This window comes from [Micrococcus luteus] ATCC 49442, from assembly GCF_010367585.1.
Lineage (GTDB): Bacteria > Actinomycetota > Actinomycetes > Actinomycetales > Micrococcaceae > Arthrobacter > Arthrobacter luteus_A.
The window spans coordinates 3771942-3791255 of record NZ_JAAAXP010000001.1 but is presented as its reverse complement, the minus strand read 5'-3'; the positions used below and the strand labels follow the sequence as shown (position 1 = coordinate 3791255).

Genomic DNA, 19314 nt, shown 5'->3' with positions numbered 1-19314 from the left:
TTAGCCTTGCTAACTATTATCCGGCTTCAATCGCACAATGGTCAACCGGAGGTAGCCGGCCTCCTGCCCGGACGGAGCAGGAGGCCGGCCTGTGATCAGGCGAGGGCCGGCGTGTCCCAGAGATTCAGGACGGTGCCGATGTTCTGCTCGTCGGCGGCACGGTAGAGATCTGTCGCCCAGGCAACATCTTCCACGGGCATCCCGCCTACGGAATAGAGGATGATTTCCTCGTCATTGCGGCGGCCGGGGAGCTTGCCCGTTGCAATGTCGGCGATCTCCTCGATTTTCGACGCGGGAATTTTTCCGTCGTCGAGCAGGCCGAACCAGTGCGAGCCCGGGATGCCCAGGATCTGGTACGCGGTGGGGCCGTATTCCTCGAGCCACGCCTGATACAGGCCCTCGGCGTCGATCACCAGGCGCGCGTCACCCTGGAGGAAGTCGTCGTCGAAACGGGCGGCGGCGGGAAGCAGCAGCAGGGCGCCGGGCTTGATGGCCGATTTCGGGAAGTAGGGGAACGCATCGCTTCCTGCTGCATCGGTGGATGTGGTGGCCATTACGATGTCAGCATCGGCGATGGCCTCCTCGATCGTCTCGGCCGACGTGACGCTGCTGAGCTGCGGGAACTTGGCCTTGGCCCAGTCAACGAACGTCTGCGTGCTGCCGGCGCTTCGGCCCTTCACCAGCAGTGTGTCGATCGAGGGGCGCAGCGCCAGCGTCGTCTCAAGCACGGAGCGCGCGATGACGCCCGGGCCGACAACCGCCGCAACCTTCGCGTCGGCCCTCGCGAGGTGCTTGACCCCGACGCCGGGTACGGCGCCGGTGCGATAGGCGCTGAGGAGGTTGGCACTCATGATGGCAAGCGGTGCCCCGGTGTCCCTGTCGTTCAGGACAAATACGTGGATCGAGCGGGGCAGCCCCTTCTGCCGGTTTTCCGTGTTGGAGCCGTACCACTTGACGCCCGAGGTGCCGAAGCGGCCGCCCAGGTAGGCGGGCATTGCCATGAACCGGCGGTCCGGCCCGTCCTTCGGCATGCCGTCGAATCCGGGCGCCTCCGGGAACGTGATCATGGCACCGTGGGAATTGCCGTTATCGCCCGCCATCCGGTAGTCACCCTGGCGCAGGAGAACGAGCGCCTCCTCCATCACGTCAGTGCAGCGGACAACGTCGCCGACGCCGGCCTCGACCATGTCGGGTTCGCTCAGGTAACGGAAGTTGATTCTGGTGGACATCTGGATTCCTTCGTGATTCATGGCGGTAAACGTTGACTAATATCAGTAAATCGATCGCACATTTCCGACCCATCAAGCCCGGGTTTCCGGCGTGTAACTTCTTCCCCGGCCTCGTACCTGTCCCCACCTGGGCGGTCAGGGAACACCAGCAGCATGCGCGCCGTTGCACCCACGGGGAACAGTCCCCAATAAGTTCGAAGGACTGTGTACATGAAGTGGATTCTTCTCGCCGGCGCGATCCTGAGCGAGGTGACGGCGTCCCTCTCCTTAAAGGCGGCCCTTGAAAACCCTGCCTTCTTCATCGTGGTGGTCCTCGGTTATTCCGCCTCTTTCGCGTTCCTCGCCGGAGTCCTCCGCAAAGGCCTGGGCCTTGGCGTGGCGTATGGGATCTGGGCTGCGCTGGGAGTAACACTCACCGTGCTGCTGGCCGCCGTCTTTTTTGGCGAAGCACTGACCCCGGTAATGATGATCGGCGTGGCCATGGTCATCGGCGGCGTGCTCTGCGTTGAACTCGGGTCACGCCAGGAGCCGGCAAAAGAACCGGAACACGAGGCGGTTGCCGCATGATGTGGCTGTTGCTGACGGCGGCAATCCTCACCGAGGTCACCGCCACCCTCTTGCTGCGAGTCGCGTCCACCGGCAAACGCCGCTGGTACATCCCTGTGGGCGTCGGCTACTTCCTGGCGTTCACGCTCCTCACCCTGACCCTGGACCAGGGAATGAACCTCGGGGTCGCCTACGGGATCTGGGCCGCTGCCGGGGTTGCCCTGACGGCCCTCGCCAGCCGTGTCTTCTTCAAGGAGACCATCACGCCGGTCATGATGCTCGGGCTCGGCCTCATCATCGGCGGAGTTCTCCTCATCGAGCTGGGTGCAGCCCACTAAGGGCACTGTGAAGGGCCTCCCCAGCACACCCTGTCTATGGTCAAATGGGAAGGTTGAACCGGCCGCCCGAGTCCGCTCCACGGCCTCGGCCACATGGAAGGAAGCTCATGACCGATCGCCCGGAACACCCCCCGATCCCCACCCCAGGAAGTGCCCAGGGCCTGGACAGCAAAGTTGAAGGCGGCTGCCCGGTTGCCCCTGGCAGCGCCACCTCGCACGGCAGCGAGAGCGAAAACCCGGCGATCGACTCGCCGCAACCCAAGGCCCACCGTCCACGCACCGTTGCGGACTGGTGGCCGAACCAGCTGGACCTCTCCGTACTCCACGCACACAACCAGGCGGGCAACCCGCTGGGCCCAGATTTCAGCTACCGCGAGGAGTTCCGGAAGCTCGACGTCGACGCGCTGAAGCAGGACATCACGCAGGTCCTGACCACCTCCCAGGACTGGTGGCCCGCGGACTTCGGCCACTACGGCGGCCTCATGATCCGCCTCAGCTGGCATGCGGCCGGAACCTACCGCGTCCATGACGGCCGCGGCGGCGCCGGGGACGGCAGCCAGCGCTTCGCGCCGCTCAACAGCTGGCCGGACAACGCCAACCTGGACAAGGCCCGGCGCCTGCTGTGGCCGGTCAAACAGAAGTACGGCCGGAAGCTTTCCTGGGCTGACCTGATTGTCCTGGCAGGCAACGTGGCGCTCGAGTCCATGGGCTTCAAGACCTTTGGCTTCGCTTTCGGCCGCGAGGATGTGTGGGAGCCCGAGGAGATTTTCTGGGGACCGGAGGACACCTGGCTCGGTGATGAGCGGTACATCGGGGAGGGCCGGATGTCGGAGGAGGTCGGCTCCACGGAGATGGGCCTGATCTACGTCAACCCCGAGGGTCCGATGGGCAACCCGGACCCGCTGGCGGCCGCGGCTTTCATCCGCGAGACCTTCAAGCGCATGGCGATGAATGATGAAGAGACCCTGGCACTGATCGCCGGCGGCCACACGTTCGGCAAGACCCACGGCGCCGGTGACGCCGACGCGCACGTCGGCCCCGAACCCGAGGCCGCCGACCTTGAGACGCAGGGCCTGGGCTGGCTCAGCACCTACGGCACCGGCAAGGGCGCCGACACCATCACCTCCGGCCTTGAGGTCACCTGGACGGACCGGCCCACCGAGTGGAGCAACCGCTTCTTCGAGATCCTGTTCGGGCACGAGTGGGAGCTCGTCAAAAGCCCCGCCGGAGCGCACCAGTGGGTGGCCAAGGACGCGGAGGAGATCATCCCCGACGCCCACGATCCCGGGAAGAAGCACCGTCCCACAATGCTCACCACGGACCTCTCGCTGCGTGTTGACCCGGAATACGAGAAGATCTCGCGGCGCTTCCTGGAGAATCCCGACGACTTCGCGCTCGCCTTCGCGAAGGCCTGGTACAAGCTGCTGCACCGCGACATGGGTCCGGTCGGCCCGCACATGCTGGGGCCGTGGGTCCCGGAGGCGCAGCTCTGGCAGGACCCCGTCCCGGCGGCGGACCACGAGCTGATCGGCGAGCATGACATCGCCTCGCTCAAGGCAAAGCTGCTGGATTCGGGACTATCCGTCTCGCAGCTCGCCGGCACGGCATGGGCAGCCGCGTCCACATACCGCAAGACCGACAGGCGCGGCGGTGCCAACGGGGCGCGCATCCGGTTGGAGCCCCAACGCAGCTGGGAGATCAACGAAACCGAGCAGCTTTCGACGGCGGTGCAGGCACTTGAAGCGGTGCAGCAGCAGTTCAACTCCGCCCAGGCCGGGGGCAAGAAGGTCTCGCTGGCAGACCTGATTGTCCTCGGTGGCTGTGCAGCGGTGGAGAAGGCGGCGGGTGACGCCGGCTTCCCTGTCACTGTGCCGTTCCGTCCGGGCCGTACCGACGCCACCCAGGACCAGACCGACGTCGAGTCCTTCGAGTACCTGAAGCCGCGGGCGGACGGGTTCCGCAACTACGTGCGCCCCGGCGAGAAGCTCCAGCCGGAAACCCTCCTGCTGGACAAGGCATACCTGCTTGACCTTTCCGCCCCGGAAATGACGGCGCTGGTTGGCGGCATGCGCGCCCTCGGCACCAACGTCGGCGGTTCGACCCACGGCGTCCTCACCGACAGGCCGCAGGTCCTGACCAACGACTTCTTCGTGAACCTGCTCTCGCCGGGCACCAAGTGGAAGGCGTCGGAGTCGGAGGAGAACGTCTACGAGATCAGCGATGTCACCACGGGCGAACTGAGGTGGACGGCCACGCCCGCGGATTTGGTCTTCGGCTCCAACTCCCAGCTCCGGGCACTGGCCGAGGTCTACGCAAGCGAAGACGGCGGGGAGAAGTTCGTCAATGACTTCGTGTCCGCCTGGGTGAAGGTCATGGAGCTGGACCGCTTCGACCTGCGCTGACCGATGCGTCCGGGCCGGCTGCAGACGCGGCCGGCCCGGAGCACGGTTCCTGGATCAGATACGGTTCCTGAATCAGAACAGGAGCGGCTTCAGTCGTACCGTCAGTTCACGGGCTGCTTCCGCGTGTTCGGAGATTGCGGTGAACCGTTCCGCCGGGCCGGTGAGGCACAGTGCCGCGCCCGCTGACCCGTCCGGCAACTGCACGGGAAGTGCCAGGCTGGCGGATCCTTCTTCGAGTTCGTTGATCTCCGAGGCCTGGCCTGCGACCTTGATTTCTGCCAGTTGTTCTTTCAGCCGGCCACTGTCCGTAATGGTGTGGTCCGTCACCTTCACCAGCTGACCGCCCGGAAGCGCAAGGGCCGGATCACCAAGCTCGGCGAGCATCAGTTTCCCCGCCGCTGAAGCGTGTGGATACCGGAGCAGCTCGAATACTGAATGGAGCGGATAGTCAGGATCTTCTTCGGCGACCCTGAGCGAAGCGCTCCTGAACATCATGAGGTGGACGGCAAAACGGACCCCCTGCCGGAACTCGTCGATGATGGTGCGGGCTGCGGTGCATACGGTTGGCGGGGTCGCTGCGGCGACCAGACCTGACAGGGCGTGGCCGAGGGCGAAGCCTCGGAGATCGGAGGTGCGGACCAGGTATTCGTCCCCGACAAGGGCATTCAACAGCCTGTAGGCAGTGGCCGGAGGCATGCGCAGGGCATCGGTGATCTCTTTCGCCGTTGTTCCGGTGCCGAACCGGGCCACCGTCTCCAGGATCCTGAGCGAGTTCGACGCCGGTCCGGAACCGGCGTGCGTTGGCCTGTAGCTCATGTGGCCGGGCCCCCATGGAACAGGTCCGATTGCCGGGTCTCGTCGTAGATGCCCACTGATGCCAGGCGAAGGGGCAACCGGCGGTGAAGGTACATCGCGTAAATGACGCTGGCAAGGAGGACGCCGCCGTAGATGAGCGTCTGCAGGTTCCCTGTCCCAATTGACGCGGCGGCAGCCATCCACAGCACAGCCCCGAGAACCAGGGAGGTTGCCGCTCCAAGTATCCAGCTGGCATAAGTGGTCTCCCCGATCCTGCGCAGGAAAAACGGCATGGACGCACTGGCAAGGACGTAGGACCCAAGGTACCCGTAGGCGCCGAGCGTAAAGAGGTTCGCGAGTCCCTGCTCAGGACTGGATCCGGAGAGGATGATGGCGATGGGAACTATGGCGACGACAGGCATGACGGCGAGTATCGCCGTCGAGGGTGTCCGAAAAGCAGGATGTGTCCGCCCGACAGCACGCGGGGCAACTCCCTCGCGGCCCATGCAGAAAAATATCCGGGCCAGGGCGTTGACGGAGGCGATGGCGCAGGCAAACCACGATGCCGCGATTCCGAGATCGAGGAGGGCCGCGAACGCGGGGGACGTCTGCGAAAACAGGTCTGACAACGGCGTGGAGCTGGTTGTTATGCCGGCTGGCGCATCCCTGAGGGCTACGTCCTGTGCTGTGGCCGCGAGGAGATAGAGGACACCGGCCAGGATGGGAGTCCAGGTAATGGCCCGCGGCACGCTGACGAAGGGTTTCTGCGCTTCCCCTCCGAGGGTGGTTGGGCTCTCGAAGCCGACGAAGGCACTGACTGCCACCACGATTCCGATCGACAACGAATCAAGGTGTCCGTTCCAGGCGAACACACTCGTGAAATCAAGCGTCGGCCCATTGACGGCGAAGTAGACGATCATCAGGACGGCGAGGATTCCGATGGAGATGGTTTCCATTAAAAGGGTGGACCATGCGGATAGCTGGATCCCCCTGATCATAAGGAAACAGGCGGCGCCGGCGGCGGCAACAATGACCAGCACCGTGAAAGCCTTGGGATCTGCGGCGGGAATGCCGAGGTTGATGAACAGCTCCAACACATAGGTGCCAACGGCCAGCAGACTCGCCATGGCAACAAGGCCATACCCGAAGATGGCGGACCAGCCGGCGGTGATTGCCGTCCGCTGGCCCAGCCCCTTGGCGGTGTAACTGTAGAGGCCGCTGACGGCAGCCATGCGCTTTGCCATCGGCCTCAGGCAGAAGGCAACCAGGACCATGACCGCCATGGCTACGCCAAAGGTGAGCAAAAGGCCTGTTCCGCCGGATCCAAAGACAAGCCCCGGAAAGATCAAGGCCGGGATGACGGTCATGGCGCCGGCGGGCGCCACGTTAGCAACTGACTGCGCGAACACCGGCAGGAAGGAAAGCTTCCGCCGCCGCAGGCCCTCCACCGGAGAGCGGGGCGTGATGAAGCGATCACCGCGGGCAGACACTGGGACCAACTTTCCCTCCGGCGTGCAGGATCGTCGTTGATTTTGCGTGACACAAGTCACCGGCCAGAGATGCAAAACATTAGCATTCCCCGCCCCCCATGGTGACTCCGAGCGTGATTGTGAATGTTTCCGGCATGTTAACTGCAGTGGGAAAAATCTGCCCGGACTTTCTCACTCACCACGGCCTCCAGGCCCGGTCCCGAATGTTTCCAACATGTTAACTGGGGTGGGAAAATGCCTCCGCGAAGTTCTCACGCAGATATCCCGAAAAGGCTCGCCCGCAGTGAACTGAATGGCGTAGCTTTTCTTACACAGACGGAATACACGTGATCTGCATCACGCCAACAGGGCCCAGAGTGGGGTCCGGCCGGCACTCAGAAAATGAGGATGCTGATTGCAAAGGATTTATTCTCCAGCCTCAAACGGGCACGAGAGTGATCTCTAATGCAGCCGCGCATGAACACATGAATTAGTTGTTCGGACAAAGCCAAAAGACAAATAGTTCTGTTATTCCGCGGATCCTGGCGTTTATATATTCCGCAATGGCAATTCCGCCGGCCGCAGCCCGGGAAACCATCCCGGCCACAAGCCAGCGAGCCTTCACTTTGAATAGAACCAAGGAGAAAACCATGACTCTCAACACTGAAATTCACACCGGGGTAGGGGTTTCCCACCCGCTTGATCCGCTCTCCCGCGAGGAGATTTCCCGGGCCGCTGCGATCCTGAAGGACGGCCCGGCCGCCGCGGAATCATTCCGCTTCATCAGCATTGAACTGCGCGAACCGGAGAAGGAACTGCTCCGCACCGGCGCCGCTGTGACCCGTGAAGCCGACGCTGTCCTGGTCAACCGCGCCGAAGCACGGTCCTACGAAGCGATCGTGGACCTCGAATCAGGCATCGTCTCCAAATGGACCCAGCTCGCCGCGCACATCCACCCTCCGTTCATGCTCGATGAATTCGCCGAAGGCGAAGAGTCCTGCCGCCAGAACCCCGAGGTCCAGGCCGCCCTGGCCAAACGCGGGATCACCGACATGTCCCTGGTCTGCTTCGAACCCTGGTCCGTGGGCTACTTCGGCGAAGACGACTTGGGCCGGCGCCTGATGCGCGCCCTGGTCTTCGTCCGCGAAGAAGCCGACGACAGCCCCTACGCCCACCCGATCGAGAACTTCATCGTCATCGTGGACCTGAACTCCGGCGAGGTCGTCAAGGTCGATGACGACCAGGCCATCCCCGTCCCCTCCGCGTCCGGGAACTACCTGCCCAAATACGTCGGCGAACCCCGCACCGACCTCAAACCCATCTCCATCACCCAGCCCGAAGGCGCCTCCTTCACCGTCACCGGCAACCACGTCCAGTGGGCCGACTGGTCCTTCCGCGTCGGCTTCACCCCCCGCGAAGGCCTGGTCCTGCACCAGCTCAAATTCCGCAACAAGGGCGTCGAACGCCCCGTGCTCAACCGCGCCTCGCTCTCCGAAATGGTCGTCCCCTACGGTGACACCGCCCCCGTCCAGGCCAAAAAGAACGCCTTCGACTCCGGCGAATACAACATCGGAAACATGGCCAACTCCCTCACCCTGGGCTGTGACTGCCTCGGCGAAATCAAATACTTCGACGGGATCACCGCCGACAGCCACGGCAACCCCCTCACCATCGAAAACGCCATCTGCATGCACGAAGAAGACGACTCCATCCTCTGGAAGCACTTCGACTTCCGCGAAGGCACCACCGAAACCCGCCGCTCCCGCAAACTCGTCATCTCCTTCATCGCCACCGTCGCGAACTACGAATACGCCTTCTACTGGCACCTCTTCCTCGACGGATCCATCGAATTCCTCGTCAAAGCCACCGGCATCCTCTCCACCGCCGGCCAGAAACCCGGCGAAAACAGCCCCTACGGCCAGAACCTGAACAACGACGGACTCTACGCCCCCATCCACCAGCACATGTTCAACGTCCGCATGGACTTCGAAATCGACGGCCCCACCAACGCCGTCTACGAAGTCGACATGGAAATCCCCGAACACAACCCCACCCACACCGCCTTCATGGCCGTGGACCGGCTCCTGGAAACCGAACAAGCCGCCATCCGCAAAACCGACACCTCCAAACACCGCTTCTGGAAGATCGCCAACCGCGACAGCAAAAACATCGTCAACGAACCCGTCGCCTACCGCCTGATCCCCACCGACGGCATCCAACTCGCCGCCGGCGATGAATCCTACGTCTCCAAACGAGCCCAGTTCGCCCGGAACAACCTCTGGGTCACCGCCTACGACCGCACCGAACGCTTCGCCGCCGGCGAATTCCCTAACCAAGCCACCGGCGAAGACGACGGCCTGCACATCTGGACCCAAAAAGACCGCAACATCGTCGACCAAGACCTCGTCGTCTGGTACACCTTCGGCATGCACCACGTCGTCCGCCTCGAAGACTGGCCCATCATGCCCCGCCAAAACATCGGCTTCATGCTCGAACCCCACGGCTTCTTCGACCAAAACCCCACCCTCAACCTCCCCACCAACGAAAACCGCACCAACACCACCACCGACACCTGCTGCACCAAGGACTAACACTCCTTAACCCACTCCGCGGGGGCGCAGTGATTCGTCACAGCGCTCCCGCGGAGCCGCCTCGCCACAAGGCGAAATTCCCTCGGACCTTCCTACGTGCCTGGTCGTTCGCGCATCGGGGTCCGTCCCATACTCGCTGGCCGCCAACGGGCGTCCCGGCAGTAAAGATCACACGACGTTCAGTTCATCGAAGGAGATGTTATGAGTGACAAGCATTTGGATGAAGTGGGTGACCTGAAAAGGTCAATTAACTGGAAGCAGGGCGCGGCCATCGCGCTGGGTGTTCCCATGCTGATTCTGCCCTCGCTGGGCTACCTGCCAATGTACGTATCTGCCGCAGCAATCCTCATCTGGGGCGTATCCGTCCTTCAAGGCTTTATGCAGAACGCCGCATATGCCGAAATGGCCACCACCTTCCCCAAGGCTTCCGGCTTGCCAGGCTTCGCGCAGCATGTCTTCCGCACCGAGAACTACAAAGGCAAGTACGACAAGGGCAAACTGATCGGCGGTTTCACCGCCTGGAGCTACTGGTTCGGCTGGAACCCCATCCTGGCGATCTTCGCCATCACGGCCGGAAGCTACCTCCACGGAATGTTCCCGGTCCTGAGCGAAACCTTCACCGAGTACCAGCTCGCACTGGTCTCCGGCGTGGTGATATTCAGCATGCTGTTCATCGTGAACTGGTTCGGCCTCAAAGACGGCGCAATCCTGGGATACGTCCTTGCCGCGATTTCCCTGATCCCCCTGGTCATCCTGGCCGTGGCACCGTTTGCCACCGGACACGTGGAGATGGCCAACATCACCGGCAACTGGTGGCCCGCCGACTGGACCTGGGACATGCACCACATCCTGATGCTGTTCGGCATCTTCGGGATCGCCCAGTGGAGTGCCTGCGCCTGGGAAACGGCAGCCATCTATGGCCCCGAATACAAAAAACCGTCCAAGGATCTCCCCAAGGCGCTGCTTGCCTGTGGCATCATCTGCTTCGCCCTCTACGTCCTGCTGCAGGCTGCAGTCATCGGCGTGCTTGGTGTCGAGGGCGTTCAGGCCGAGGCTGTCTCGCCCCTGATCCCCGTGGCCCAGGCCGTTTTTGGCCAGGCCGGCTCCGTCATCACCATCATCATGCTGATCGCCGCGATGGTCCTGATCATCCAGACGGCCTACTTGGGCTCCTCCCGCGCCATGCACTCCATGTCCATGGAAGGCAACCTGCCCAGGGTGTTTGGCAAAACCAACCGTCACGGCACGCCTTTCATTGCCATGCTGGTCATCGGCGCCTTCAACCTGGTGCTGATCTCCATGGGAAACGCCGCGGCAATCCTTGCGGCCTCGGCAATCGGCTACACCTGCGCCAACGGCATCAGCCTCTTCGCGTACGTCAGGGCCAAAAAGCACCCCGCCTTCAAAAACCTGGAACGGCCCTTCAAGGCCCCCAAGGGCTGGAAGCATGTGGCCATGGTCTTCGGCCTGTTCAACGTGCCCCTGTGCCTGATCGGCGTTGTTTACCTGAACAGCCTGGAAATCGGCTGGACTTCAACCTGGGTGGGCTTCCTCGTCCTGGCACTTTACCTGCCTATCTGGCTGTATTCCCTGCATGAAACCCGACGCGAAAAAGCCAAAGCAGAAGCCGCTGCTGCCGCTTCGGCCGATGCGTCCGATCAGGATGCACCGGGCCGGGAAAAGGTCCTGGACCTCGCATAGCGGAACCGGTACTCCCGGCTCCAGGAAACTGGAGCCGGGATAGCCCGGAAGGCGGTCCCCGGTGCTGTCGACAGTCGCACCGGGGACCGCTCCCATTAACCCCCCATCGAAGTAGAGCGTGATTCGCGTGTTCAATGACCCCGCAGTTACCTGGACTCTCACGGCCGTCCTGCTGCTTTGCGCCAGCCATTACCTTCTTCAGGCGGCAAGGTCCCGCCACCTCACGGACCAAGTAAACAAAGGCCTCCATGCCCTCATGACCGTCCTGATGGCCGCCATGTTGTGGAACCTCGTGCCGTCCACCATGCTGGCCCAGATCGCAGTCCTCGCCGGCGCGGCACTGTGGTTTGTGATTCAGGCGGTCGCCCGGCCGGAATTCAAAATACTTTGCGCGGGCAGCCAGGACCGCCTGAAATGCGTTTATCACAGCCTCACTATGGCCGGCGCGGCCCTCATGCTCGCAATGATGGCCCGCGCTCCCGGCACCGGCCAGGAAATCGTTCCTGCAGCTGCATCGTCAACGCCGCACGCCCATCACGCACTGGCACTGGGGGTCCAAAACCCGGTGGCATCAGGACTGGACCACCTATCCACTCTTGCCATGCCGCTCACGGTATTCTTCGGAACTGCAGCGGTGGTTTTCCTCCTTCTTCTACTGCGCCGCCGGGCAGCAGAACCCGCTGCCCGCGGCCGAACGGCTCCGCAGCACTCCGTCCGCGCCGACCATGGTCGCGAGGCTCTCGGCGCTGCTGTCATGGCGCTGATGTTCGCCACCATGTCGGCATAACCAGTGCATATTTTGCCCTGATGAAAGCTCCGGAGCGGAAGCCGTCCTACCCCGGGAAGTGGCCATGAATCCCTTAGCCCTGAGCCTCATCGAACTGGGGGCCGTTGTATTTTCCCTCGGCCTGTTAGCGAGGCTTGCCGGACGGTTCGGAATGTCGCCCATCCCGCTCTATCTCCTGGGTGGGCTCGCCTTTGGCACAGGAGGGATCGTCGAGCTCGAAGGCATGAAGGACTCCGCGCACCTTTTTGGCGAGATTGGCGTCATCCTGCTGCTGCTCATGCTGGGGCTGGAATACACGGCATCGGAACTTTTCACCGGGCTGCGGCGGTCGTGGCAGGCGGGAGTCCTTGACCTCGTCCTGAACTTCCTGCCGGGGGCAGCCCTCGCCCTCCTCCTGAACTGGGGGTTTGTGGGAGCCGTGGTGATGGGGGGTGTCACGTACATCTCCTCGTCCGGAATCGCGGCGAAGGTGATCACTGACTTGGGCTGGCTGGGCAACCGCGAAACCCGCGTGGTGATCTCCATCCTTGTGTTTGAAGACCTGACCATGGCGGTCTATCTTCCCGTCCTCACCAGCATTCTTGCGGGCACCAGCTTCCTGAGCGGCCTCACAACGGTGGGTATTGCGCTGGCTGTGGTCAGCGTGGTCCTCACGGTTGCGCTGCGCCACGGACATCGGGTCTCCAAGGCTGTCCATAGCGAGAACTCCGAGGTGTTCCTCCTGAACATTTTGGGTGCGGCCCTGCTCGTAGCCGGCGTGGCATCATCAATGCAGGTATCCGCGGCAGTGGGCGCGTTTTTGCTTGGCATCGCCATCTCCGGTGCCGCATCACACAGAGCCACGCGTGTCCTTACACCGCTGCGCGACCTCTTTGCCGGGATTTTCTTTGTAGCGTTCGGGCTGAACACCGATCCTGCCACCATTCCACCCGTACTTGGCTGGGCGCTCGTCCTCGCTCTTGTCACAGCGGCGACCAAAATGGGTACCGGCATCTGGGCCGCGAAGCGGGCCGGCATTGCCCGCCCCGGCCGTCTCCGTGCCGGCGCTGCGCTGATAGCCCGTGGCGAATTCTCGATCGTCATCGCCGGACTGGCAGTGGCATCCGGCGCCGTCACGCAGGAACTGGCTGCCCTGGCCACTGCCTACGTGCTCATCATGGCCGTCGTCGGCCCCTTGGCCGCCCGCTACATCGAACCGCTGGTGGAAATCGTGCGGCCCGCCGAAAGCGTCCCCACGAACGCGTAGCGCTAGTGCTTCCGACGGGGCGCGCTGACCAAGCCTGGGGGACATATAGGTCCGCACCTCAGCAACAAATAAAAAACTCTGGACTAGATGATTTAGAGGGCGTAGGTTTGCTTGCACGCAAGAAGTGACTTGCGTTACACGATGCCGCAGGGCCGGCAAAGCAATAACCAGGAGCTCCAATGACCGCTACGATGAACGACCTGTTCGATGATGATTCTTTTGCGGACCTCCCAGCCCCCTCGACCTACCCAGATCAAGGCTTCACGGCGCCCGTCCTGAACGTCACCGTCAACAACGACGTGGTGGTTGCGATTGCCCGTCAGCTGCACGACGCCGCGTGCCTGCACGGTGCCGGATGCGGGTTGCGCGACTTCCACGCGATGGACGTCTACGAGACCGATGTCCGTGTCATGCTGGCCGCCATGGTGCGGGCCGGCATTGAAACCGATAACCGGGAGCTCAGCCCCTGCCCAAGAGGAACTGAACGCCGGTGGTTGCACGGCAAATGGTGGTGCACTACATGCGGCTGCGCCGTCCGATTCGGCGGCGGAATAGGCTGGGTGCACGTCCCCGGAACCGGAGCGGTCCGGGGGCTCGAGCGTTAAGTTCTCAGCTGACGCCTGGGCCAGTAACAGAAAGCGGCTCCTGTACAGACGCCTCATGCTGCCGCGCCGCTTGGTCAAGAGCTTCCAACACCCGCGCGTTGCCTGCCGCGTCGGCGAGGTCGTAGCGGAGCGGGGTACCGTTCAGGACGCTGTCGGCGAAATGTTCGCCCATCCGGACGAAATGGTTTGCACCCTTGATCGTGTGACGGATGGTGTCCTGTCCGAAGTGATGCTCCTCCAAAACCGAATCCTCTTCCAGGAGCCCAAAAGGATTGTCGAGATAGAGCCGTCCCTCAGTTCCGGTTACTTCCAGGAAGTTACGGCGCTCGAGGTTGACTCCGGTATCAAAAAGCGCGGTTGCGCCGCCGGGAAAGCGGAGCATGCCCGCAATGCTCGTGTCGATCCGGCCGCCGTCGTTGGCGTCCCGGTAGTTGCCAAAGGCGGCGACGTGAGCCGGCTCTTGCCCCGTGACCATCCGGCTCATGTTGACGACGTAGCACCCGGTATCAAACAGTGCGCCACCGCCGAGCCCTGCATACCAGCGGATGTTATCCTCTCCGCCCGCGTCAAAGCCCGCGTCAAAGGAATGCGCGACGTGGACAAATGTCAGCTTGCCCACCGCGTTGGCTGCCAGCAGCTCTTGCAGCTTTTCGAAACGCGGGTGAAAGCGGTACATAAAGCCTTCCAGGACTTTAAGCCCGGTCGCCTCGGCCTTGCGCGCAATCTGCCCGCACTCGGCGGCGCTCATCGCCAGGGGTTTTTCGCAGAGGACATGCTTGCCTGCGTCCAAGGATTTGAGGATCCACTCACGGTGCAGTGCGTTCGGCAAGGCGATGTACACGGCGTCGATGTCCGGCGAAGCGAGCAGCGCCTCGTACGAGCCAAACGCCTGTGGGATGCCGTGCTTATCGGCATACTCCAGGGCCTTTTCCTCGGTGCGGGACGCGATGCCTACTACCTCCCCGTTTTTCGTTTCCTGCAACGCCGGAACACTTTTGCGGATGATGCGGGCAGTTCCCAGAATGCCCCAACGCAGCATGTCGCTCATTGATTTTCTCTTTCCAATCCAGCCGTGGCAAACATGACTTCCGGCGCAGAATGCGGTGTCATATCCGGGTGGGCTGCCCACCAGGCGGCGCACGCTGCGCGCCAGCTGTTAAGGTCGCCTTCACTGCCATGGACACTTACCGCTGGTCCCGTAACCCGGGCCACTGCCGTCCCACAGGAGTAGCTGCCGTCGTCGGCCGTAATCGCTGGGTACTCGTCGTAGATTTCGCCCAGAGAACGAATCATGTAGTCCGGCCGCTCGTCCACGCGCGCAGCCAGCGCCGTTTGGACGGAGTCCACGCCGGTGAGAACCAGAACTGTGGCCATGCCCGCGCGGTTCCCCCCGAGGATATCGGTGTCCAGCCGGTCGCCGACGACGAGAGCGTGCTCAACGCCGGAGTGGCGGGCCGCCGTCTCGAAAAGAGCTGCTTCTGGTTTTCCTGCTACCAGGGGCGACTTGCCGGTGGCAGCGGCAACAGCGGCCACCAGCGACCCGTTGCCGGGAGCGAACCCCCGCTCCCGCGGGAGGGTCATGTCCATGTTTGTCGCTACCCAAGTGGCACCTGCTGTGACCGCGTAAGCGGCTTCTGCCAGGTCCTTCCAGCCGAGGGTAGGGGAAAATCCTTGGATGACCGCGTCTGGCCGGTGATCCGAGCTTGGTACGACGACGAGCCCTTGGGCCCTGACGGCGTCTGCAAGGATCTGGCTGCCTACGACGAGCACAGTGGCGCCTGTGGGCATCTTGGCGGCCAGCAGTTCTGCACCGGCCAGCGCGGATCCGAACACCTGCCCAGCGGTGGCAGGCGCCCCTAATTCCCGGAGGTGGGTGGCAACCTCCTCTGATGAGCGCGACGCGTTGTTTGTGACGTAAGCCAGGCTCTTGCCCTCACCTTCGAGCTTATCGAGTGCATTGGTAGCGCCATCGATGGCCCTCGGTCCGGTGTACACGACGCCGTCGAGGTCCGCCAGCACTCCGTCAAAGCCGTCAATCAACCGTCTGCTCATTGAACCCACCCTCCGTTGATGTTGATCAGGCCGCGAAAATCACAAAGAACTTCCTGATCCGCTCCTGGATCTCCCATGTCCCCTGCCACCCGATCGGGAAGATCGCGGCGGTTCCGGCCTCGAGGGGGATCGGCTCAGCGCCGTCCTCGGTGACCACCATGCGGCCTTCCAGAACGTGAATCGCCTCGCCGCGCTCGAGGAACTCCCAGCGTGAGAGGCCCGGATCGGCTTCCCAGACGCCGGAGAGGATGCGGGAGTCCTCGCTGGTGAAGGGAATGCCAATTCGTGTTGGGATCTCGTCGCCCAACACATCGGCCAACGGCGGGCCGAGCGGGCCCTCGTCCAGTTTCCCCTTGAACAGTTCGGTGGGCTGGAAAGTAATGCTCATGTGATTATGCCTTTCTGCTTATACTCGCCGGCAACGTCTCCGGCGGGCTGGTGGCTGACCAGTTAGAGGCACTGTAGCCCAGTCTGTTCGGGTGGGGAAGCGTCGGTACAGCGCCTCGGCGCGCCGTTCAGACTACCCATTGGGGTAGTCAAAACCATCCCGAAATGGCGTTTCCCCTATCCGCAAATGACAGGACGATGGAGGCTAGGCCAAGCTCCACCAGAACCGCCCATTGCGAAAGGACGCCCCATGCTACAACCCTCAGATTCTGCCCTTGTGACGTGGATGGGCCGTGAGGCCCTTGCCGAGGCGATGATTCCGGTGATTGGCCGGCTGTACCGCGAAAACAACGTGGTGACAAGCATCCATGGGCGCAGCCTGGTGAACACGTCCACCATGAACATCCTGAAGGCCCACCGCTTCGCACGCCGGGTCAGCAAAGAGGAGCTTCTCCTGGAGGAGACCGCTCCGCTCCTGAACGCCCTCGCCGGCCTGGAGCTCGGCGCGGCAGCGATCGACATCGCCCGCCTCAACCAGAAGTTCAAGGAAGAAGGCGGCGGGGCAACGCTGGAGGAGTTCCTCCGCAACGAACTCGCCGACGTCGTCGGCCGCCGCGGCGCTGATGACCGCACCAGCGCCGATGTTGTGCTGTACGGGTTTGGCCGCATCGGCCGCCTGCTGGCCCGTCTCCTGATCGAAAAGGCAGGCGGCGGCCACGGCCTGCGACTGCGCGCCATCGTGGTGCGCCGCGGTTCGGACAAGGACATCGTCAAGCGTGCCAGCCTGCTGCGCCGCGACTCGGTCCACGGCCCGTTCGAGGGCACCATCCGTGTGGACGAGGAAGCCAACACCATCACCGCCAACGGCGTGCGGATCCAGGTCATCTACTCGGATAACCCTGCCACCATCGATTACACCGCTTACGGCATCAAGGACGCCCTGGTGGTGGACAACACCGGCCGCTGGCGCGATGCCGAGGGCCTGTCCCAGCACCTGCAGAGCAAGGGCGCGGCCCGTGTCCTGCTCACCGCACCGGGCAAGGGCGCGCTGAAGAACATCGTGTACGGCATCAACCACGGCAGCATCCTGGACTCGGATCAGATCGTTTCCGCCGCGTCGTGCACCACCAACGCCATCACCCCGGTGCTGAAGGCCATCAACGACAGGTTCGGAGTGATCCACGGCCACGTTGAGACCGTCCACTCGTTCACCAACGACCAGAACCTGATCGACAACTTCCACAAGGGTGACCGCCGCGGCCGTTCCGCGGCGCTGAACATGGTGATCACCGAGACCGGGGCCGCCACCGCCGTGGCCAAGGCGCTCCCCGAACTTGAGGGCAAACTCACCGGCAGTTCCATCCGCGTCCCCACCCCGGACGTGTCGCTGGCCATCCTGAACCTGAGCCTGGAAAACGGCACCACCAAAGAGGAGGTCAACAGCTTCCTCCGCGACATGTCGCTCCATTCGGACCTGCGCAAGCAGATCGACTTCATGGATTCACCGGAAGTTGTCTCCACGGACTTCGTCGGTTCCCGGCATGCCGGCATCGTGGATGGCCTGGCCACCATCTCCAACGGCAAGAACCTCGTCCTGTACGTCTGGTATGACAACGAGTTCGGCTACAGCTGCCAGGTGGTCCGGGTCATGGAGGAAATGGCAGGCGTCAACCGGCCGTCGTTCCCCGCGAGGGACGTGGTTCAGGAGGCCATGTCAGTACTCGCCGCGTTGAAATCCGCCTAGCCTAAGGAGACTCAATGCTCTTTATTGATCCCTCTGCGGGCAAGGAGCCGCCTCGCACACCGCCTCCCGCCGGCCGGCGGCCCGTTCCCACACCCTTCAGGAAGCCTGTTCCCCTCTCCCAGGTCCGGCCCGTCCGGGGCCGCGACCGGGAAATGCAACAGCTCATCCACGATCTCGCCGTCCTGGCGGCCAAACATGACCAGCAGGTCAGTGGCGGGCAGTCACCCAGAGGAGTCTCACCGTGAAGCGGCACGTGCAGCTCCGGCTTGTCCGGTGTGGCGCACCCCGGATCTGCAGCAGGTTTATGCCCTGCCGCCTGTCGTCCACAACACTTCCAGCCGCCTCAGTATGGCGTTCTGCGTGTAAACCATCTCCCAGAATTTGAGCCGAACATGAAAATTGGAATCCTCACCAGCGGCGGCGATTGCCCCGGCCTGAACGCGGTCATCCGCGGCGCCGTGCTCAAGGGCATAACCGTCCACGGCCATGAGTTTGTCGGGTTCCTGGATGGCTGGCGCGGTGTGGTTGAGGGCGACGTCATCGAGATCCCCCGTACGATGGTCCGCGGCATCGCCAAGCAGGGCGGCACCATCCTGGGCACCTCCCGCACCAACCCCTTCGACAACGGCGGCGGCCCTGAAGTCATCAAGGCCCATATGGACCGCCTCGGCATCGACGCCATCATCGCCATCGGCGGCGAAGGCACACTGGCTGCCGCGAAGCGCCTCACGGACGCCGGGCTGAAAATCGTGGGGGTTCCCAAAACGGTGGACAACGACCTCGACGCCACCGATTACACCTTCGGCTTCGACACCGCCGTCCAGATCGCCACCGAAGCGATTGACAGGCTGCGCACCACCGCGGAATCCCACCACCGCTGCATGATCGCCGAGGTCATGGGCCGCCACGTGGGCTGGATCGCCCTGCACGCCGGAATGGCCGCGGGCGCCCACGCCATCCTGATCCCGGAACAGAAGGTCAGCATCGAACAGATCGCCCAGTGGGTGAAGGAAGCCCACGCCCGCGGCCGCGCACCCCTGGTTGTGGTGGCCGAAGGGTTTGTTCCGGACCACATGGAGTCCGCCCACTCCGAGCGCGGCCTGGACACCTTCGGCCGGCCCCGCCTGGGCGGCATCGCGGACCAGCTGGTCCCGGAACTGGAATCCCGTACCGGCATCGAAACCCGTGCCACCATCCTGGGGCACATCCAGCGCGGCGGCGTACCGTCGGCTTTTGACCGGGTCCTTGCCACCCGTTTGGGCATGGCCGCAGTCGATTCAGTGGTGGCGGGCCGCTGGGGCACCATGGTGGCGCTCAAGGGAACCGATATCCAGCACGTGAATTTCCAGGAGGCCCTGGGCAAGCTGAAGACAGTCCCACAGGACCGCTACGAGGAAGCAGCGGTCCTGTTCGGCTGACCTT

At 63.2% G+C, this 19314-nt stretch carries 17 protein-coding genes; 11 read left to right on the top strand and 6 right to left on the bottom strand.

The window, feature by feature from the left end; genetic code table 11:
• Positions 1-95 precede the first annotated feature (95 nt).
• Positions 96-1229: a tyramine oxidase subunit B gene (locus tag GUV69_RS17300; protein ID WP_164204670.1), complete on the bottom strand. Its 1134-nt coding sequence runs from the start codon at positions 1227-1229 to the stop codon at positions 96-98.
• A 210-nt stretch (positions 1230-1439) separates the two neighbouring features.
• Between GUV69_RS17300 and GUV69_RS17295 the strand changes: the two genes are divergently transcribed.
• From GUV69_RS17295 to katG, 3 genes are all read left to right on the top strand, one after another.
• Positions 1440-1796 (top strand): DMT family transporter, encoded by a 357-nt coding sequence (locus GUV69_RS17295; RefSeq protein ID WP_164204668.1) that lies wholly within the window; start codon positions 1440-1442, stop codon positions 1794-1796.
• Positions 1793-2113, top strand: coding sequence for a DMT family transporter (locus GUV69_RS17290; RefSeq protein ID WP_164204666.1), 321 nt, complete (start codon positions 1793-1795; stop codon positions 2111-2113). The genes GUV69_RS17295 and GUV69_RS17290 overlap by 4 nt, the downstream gene beginning before the upstream one ends.
• A gap of 107 nt (positions 2114-2220) precedes the next feature.
• Positions 2221-4515: a catalase/peroxidase HPI gene (gene katG / locus GUV69_RS17285; RefSeq protein WP_164204665.1), complete on the top strand. Its 2295-nt coding sequence runs from the start codon at positions 2221-2223 to the stop codon at positions 4513-4515.
• A 72-nt stretch (positions 4516-4587) separates the two neighbouring features.
• On the opposite strand, the gene GUV69_RS17280 is transcribed toward katG, so the two are convergent.
• Together GUV69_RS17280 and GUV69_RS17275 are read right to left on the bottom strand one after the other, a co-directional pair.
• A complete protein-coding gene (locus GUV69_RS17280; RefSeq protein WP_164204662.1) occupies positions 4588-5331 on the bottom strand; it encodes an IclR family transcriptional regulator in 744 nt (247 codons plus the stop codon).
• Positions 5328-6800 carry an APC family permease gene (locus tag GUV69_RS17275; RefSeq protein ID WP_244292763.1) on the bottom strand — a complete coding sequence of 491 codons (1473 nt, stop codon included), beginning with the start codon at positions 6798-6800 and terminating at the stop codon, positions 5328-5330. The genes GUV69_RS17280 and GUV69_RS17275 overlap by 4 nt, the downstream gene beginning before the upstream one ends.
• A 629-nt stretch (positions 6801-7429) precedes the next feature.
• Between GUV69_RS17275 and GUV69_RS17270 the strand changes: the two genes are divergently transcribed.
• The 5 genes from GUV69_RS17270 to GUV69_RS17250 all read left to right on the top strand — a co-directional run bounded on the left by GUV69_RS17270 (position 7430) and on the right by GUV69_RS17250 (position 13709).
• Positions 7430-9370, top strand: coding sequence for a primary-amine oxidase (locus GUV69_RS17270; RefSeq protein WP_164204660.1), 1941 nt, complete (start codon positions 7430-7432; stop codon positions 9368-9370).
• A gap of 201 nt (positions 9371-9571) precedes the next feature.
• Entirely contained in the window at positions 9572-11071 is a 1500-nt protein-coding gene (locus tag GUV69_RS17265) for an APC family permease (protein ID WP_164204658.1), read from the top strand.
• 127 nt (positions 11072-11198) lie between these two features.
• Positions 11199-11858 (top strand): DUF5134 domain-containing protein, encoded by a 660-nt coding sequence (locus GUV69_RS17260; RefSeq protein WP_164204656.1) that lies wholly within the window; start codon positions 11199-11201, stop codon positions 11856-11858.
• A gap of 64 nt (positions 11859-11922) precedes the next feature.
• Positions 11923-13104, top strand: a complete 1182-nt coding sequence (locus tag GUV69_RS17255; RefSeq protein WP_164204654.1) for a cation:proton antiporter — start codon at positions 11923-11925, stop codon at positions 13102-13104.
• 179 nt (positions 13105-13283) lie between these two features.
• Positions 13284-13709, top strand: coding sequence for a hypothetical protein (locus tag GUV69_RS17250; protein WP_164204652.1), 426 nt, complete (start codon positions 13284-13286; stop codon positions 13707-13709).
• 4 nt (positions 13710-13713) lie between these two features.
• Here the strand turns inward: GUV69_RS17250 and GUV69_RS17245 are convergent, their stop codons facing one another.
• Genes GUV69_RS17245 through GUV69_RS17235 form a run of 3 tightly spaced genes read right to left on the bottom strand, consistent with a single transcriptional unit; the run spans position 13714 to position 16149 of the window.
• Positions 13714-14757 carry a Gfo/Idh/MocA family protein gene (locus GUV69_RS17245; RefSeq protein WP_164204650.1) on the bottom strand — a complete coding sequence of 348 codons (1044 nt, stop codon included), beginning with the start codon at positions 14755-14757 and terminating at the stop codon, positions 13714-13716.
• Positions 14754-15761, bottom strand: coding sequence for an HAD-IIA family hydrolase (locus GUV69_RS17240; protein WP_208786666.1), 1008 nt, complete (start codon positions 15759-15761; stop codon positions 14754-14756). Before GUV69_RS17240 ends, GUV69_RS17245 begins: the two co-directional genes overlap by 4 nt.
• A gap of 25 nt (positions 15762-15786) precedes the next feature.
• Positions 15787-16149, bottom strand: a complete 363-nt coding sequence (locus GUV69_RS17235; protein WP_164204648.1) for a cupin domain-containing protein — start codon at positions 16147-16149, stop codon at positions 15787-15789.
• 249 nt (positions 16150-16398) lie between these two features.
• Here GUV69_RS17235 and GUV69_RS17230 point away from each other — a divergent pair, with 249 nt between their 5' ends.
• From GUV69_RS17230 to GUV69_RS17220, 3 genes are all read left to right on the top strand, one after another.
• Positions 16399-17892: a glyceraldehyde-3-phosphate dehydrogenase gene (locus tag GUV69_RS17230; RefSeq protein ID WP_164204646.1), complete on the top strand. Its 1494-nt coding sequence runs from the start codon at positions 16399-16401 to the stop codon at positions 17890-17892.
• Positions 17893-17906: 14 nt separating this feature from the next.
• Positions 17907-18137: a hypothetical protein gene (locus tag GUV69_RS17225; RefSeq protein ID WP_164204644.1), complete on the top strand. Its 231-nt coding sequence runs from the start codon at positions 17907-17909 to the stop codon at positions 18135-18137.
• 147 nt (positions 18138-18284) lie between these two features.
• On the top strand, positions 18285-19310 hold the full coding sequence (locus GUV69_RS17220) for an ATP-dependent 6-phosphofructokinase (RefSeq protein WP_164204641.1): 1026 nt from the start codon (positions 18285-18287) through the stop codon (positions 19308-19310).
• Positions 19311-19314 lie beyond the last annotated feature (4 nt).

What these genes read in the sequence shown, in the direction of transcription:
- GUV69_RS17280 (WP_164204662.1), bottom strand. Translation starts at nt 5,331, where the DNA reads ATGAGCTACAGGCCAACGCACGCCGGTTCCGGACCGGCGTCGAACTCG.
- GUV69_RS17300 (WP_164204670.1), bottom strand. Translation starts at nt 1,229, where the DNA reads ATGTCCACCAGAATCAACTTCCGTTACCTGAGCGAACCCGACATGGTC.
- GUV69_RS17220 (WP_164204641.1), top strand. Translation starts at nt 18,285, where the DNA reads ATGAAAATTGGAATCCTCACCAGCGGCGGCGATTGCCCCGGCCTGAAC.
- GUV69_RS17225 (WP_164204644.1), top strand. Translation starts at nt 17,907, where the DNA reads ATGCTCTTTATTGATCCCTCTGCGGGCAAGGAGCCGCCTCGCACACCG.
- GUV69_RS17290 (WP_164204666.1), top strand. Translation starts at nt 1,793, where the DNA reads ATGATGTGGCTGTTGCTGACGGCGGCAATCCTCACCGAGGTCACCGCC.
- GUV69_RS17295 (WP_164204668.1), top strand. Translation starts at nt 1,440, where the DNA reads ATGAAGTGGATTCTTCTCGCCGGCGCGATCCTGAGCGAGGTGACGGCG.
- GUV69_RS17240 (WP_208786666.1), bottom strand. Translation starts at nt 15,761, where the DNA reads ATGAGCAGACGGTTGATTGACGGCTTTGACGGAGTGCTGGCGGACCTC.
- GUV69_RS17270 (WP_164204660.1), top strand. Translation starts at nt 7,430, where the DNA reads ATGACTCTCAACACTGAAATTCACACCGGGGTAGGGGTTTCCCACCCG.
- GUV69_RS17230 (WP_164204646.1), top strand. Translation starts at nt 16,399, where the DNA reads ATGCTACAACCCTCAGATTCTGCCCTTGTGACGTGGATGGGCCGTGAG.
- GUV69_RS17245 (WP_164204650.1), bottom strand. Translation starts at nt 14,757, where the DNA reads ATGAGCGACATGCTGCGTTGGGGCATTCTGGGAACTGCCCGCATCATC.
- GUV69_RS17235 (WP_164204648.1), bottom strand. Translation starts at nt 16,149, where the DNA reads ATGAGCATTACTTTCCAGCCCACCGAACTGTTCAAGGGGAAACTGGAC.
- GUV69_RS17265 (WP_164204658.1), top strand. Translation starts at nt 9,572, where the DNA reads ATGAGTGACAAGCATTTGGATGAAGTGGGTGACCTGAAAAGGTCAATT.
- GUV69_RS17255 (WP_164204654.1), top strand. Translation starts at nt 11,923, where the DNA reads ATGAATCCCTTAGCCCTGAGCCTCATCGAACTGGGGGCCGTTGTATTT.
- GUV69_RS17250 (WP_164204652.1), top strand. Translation starts at nt 13,284, where the DNA reads ATGACCGCTACGATGAACGACCTGTTCGATGATGATTCTTTTGCGGAC.
- katG (WP_164204665.1), top strand. Translation starts at nt 2,221, where the DNA reads ATGACCGATCGCCCGGAACACCCCCCGATCCCCACCCCAGGAAGTGCC.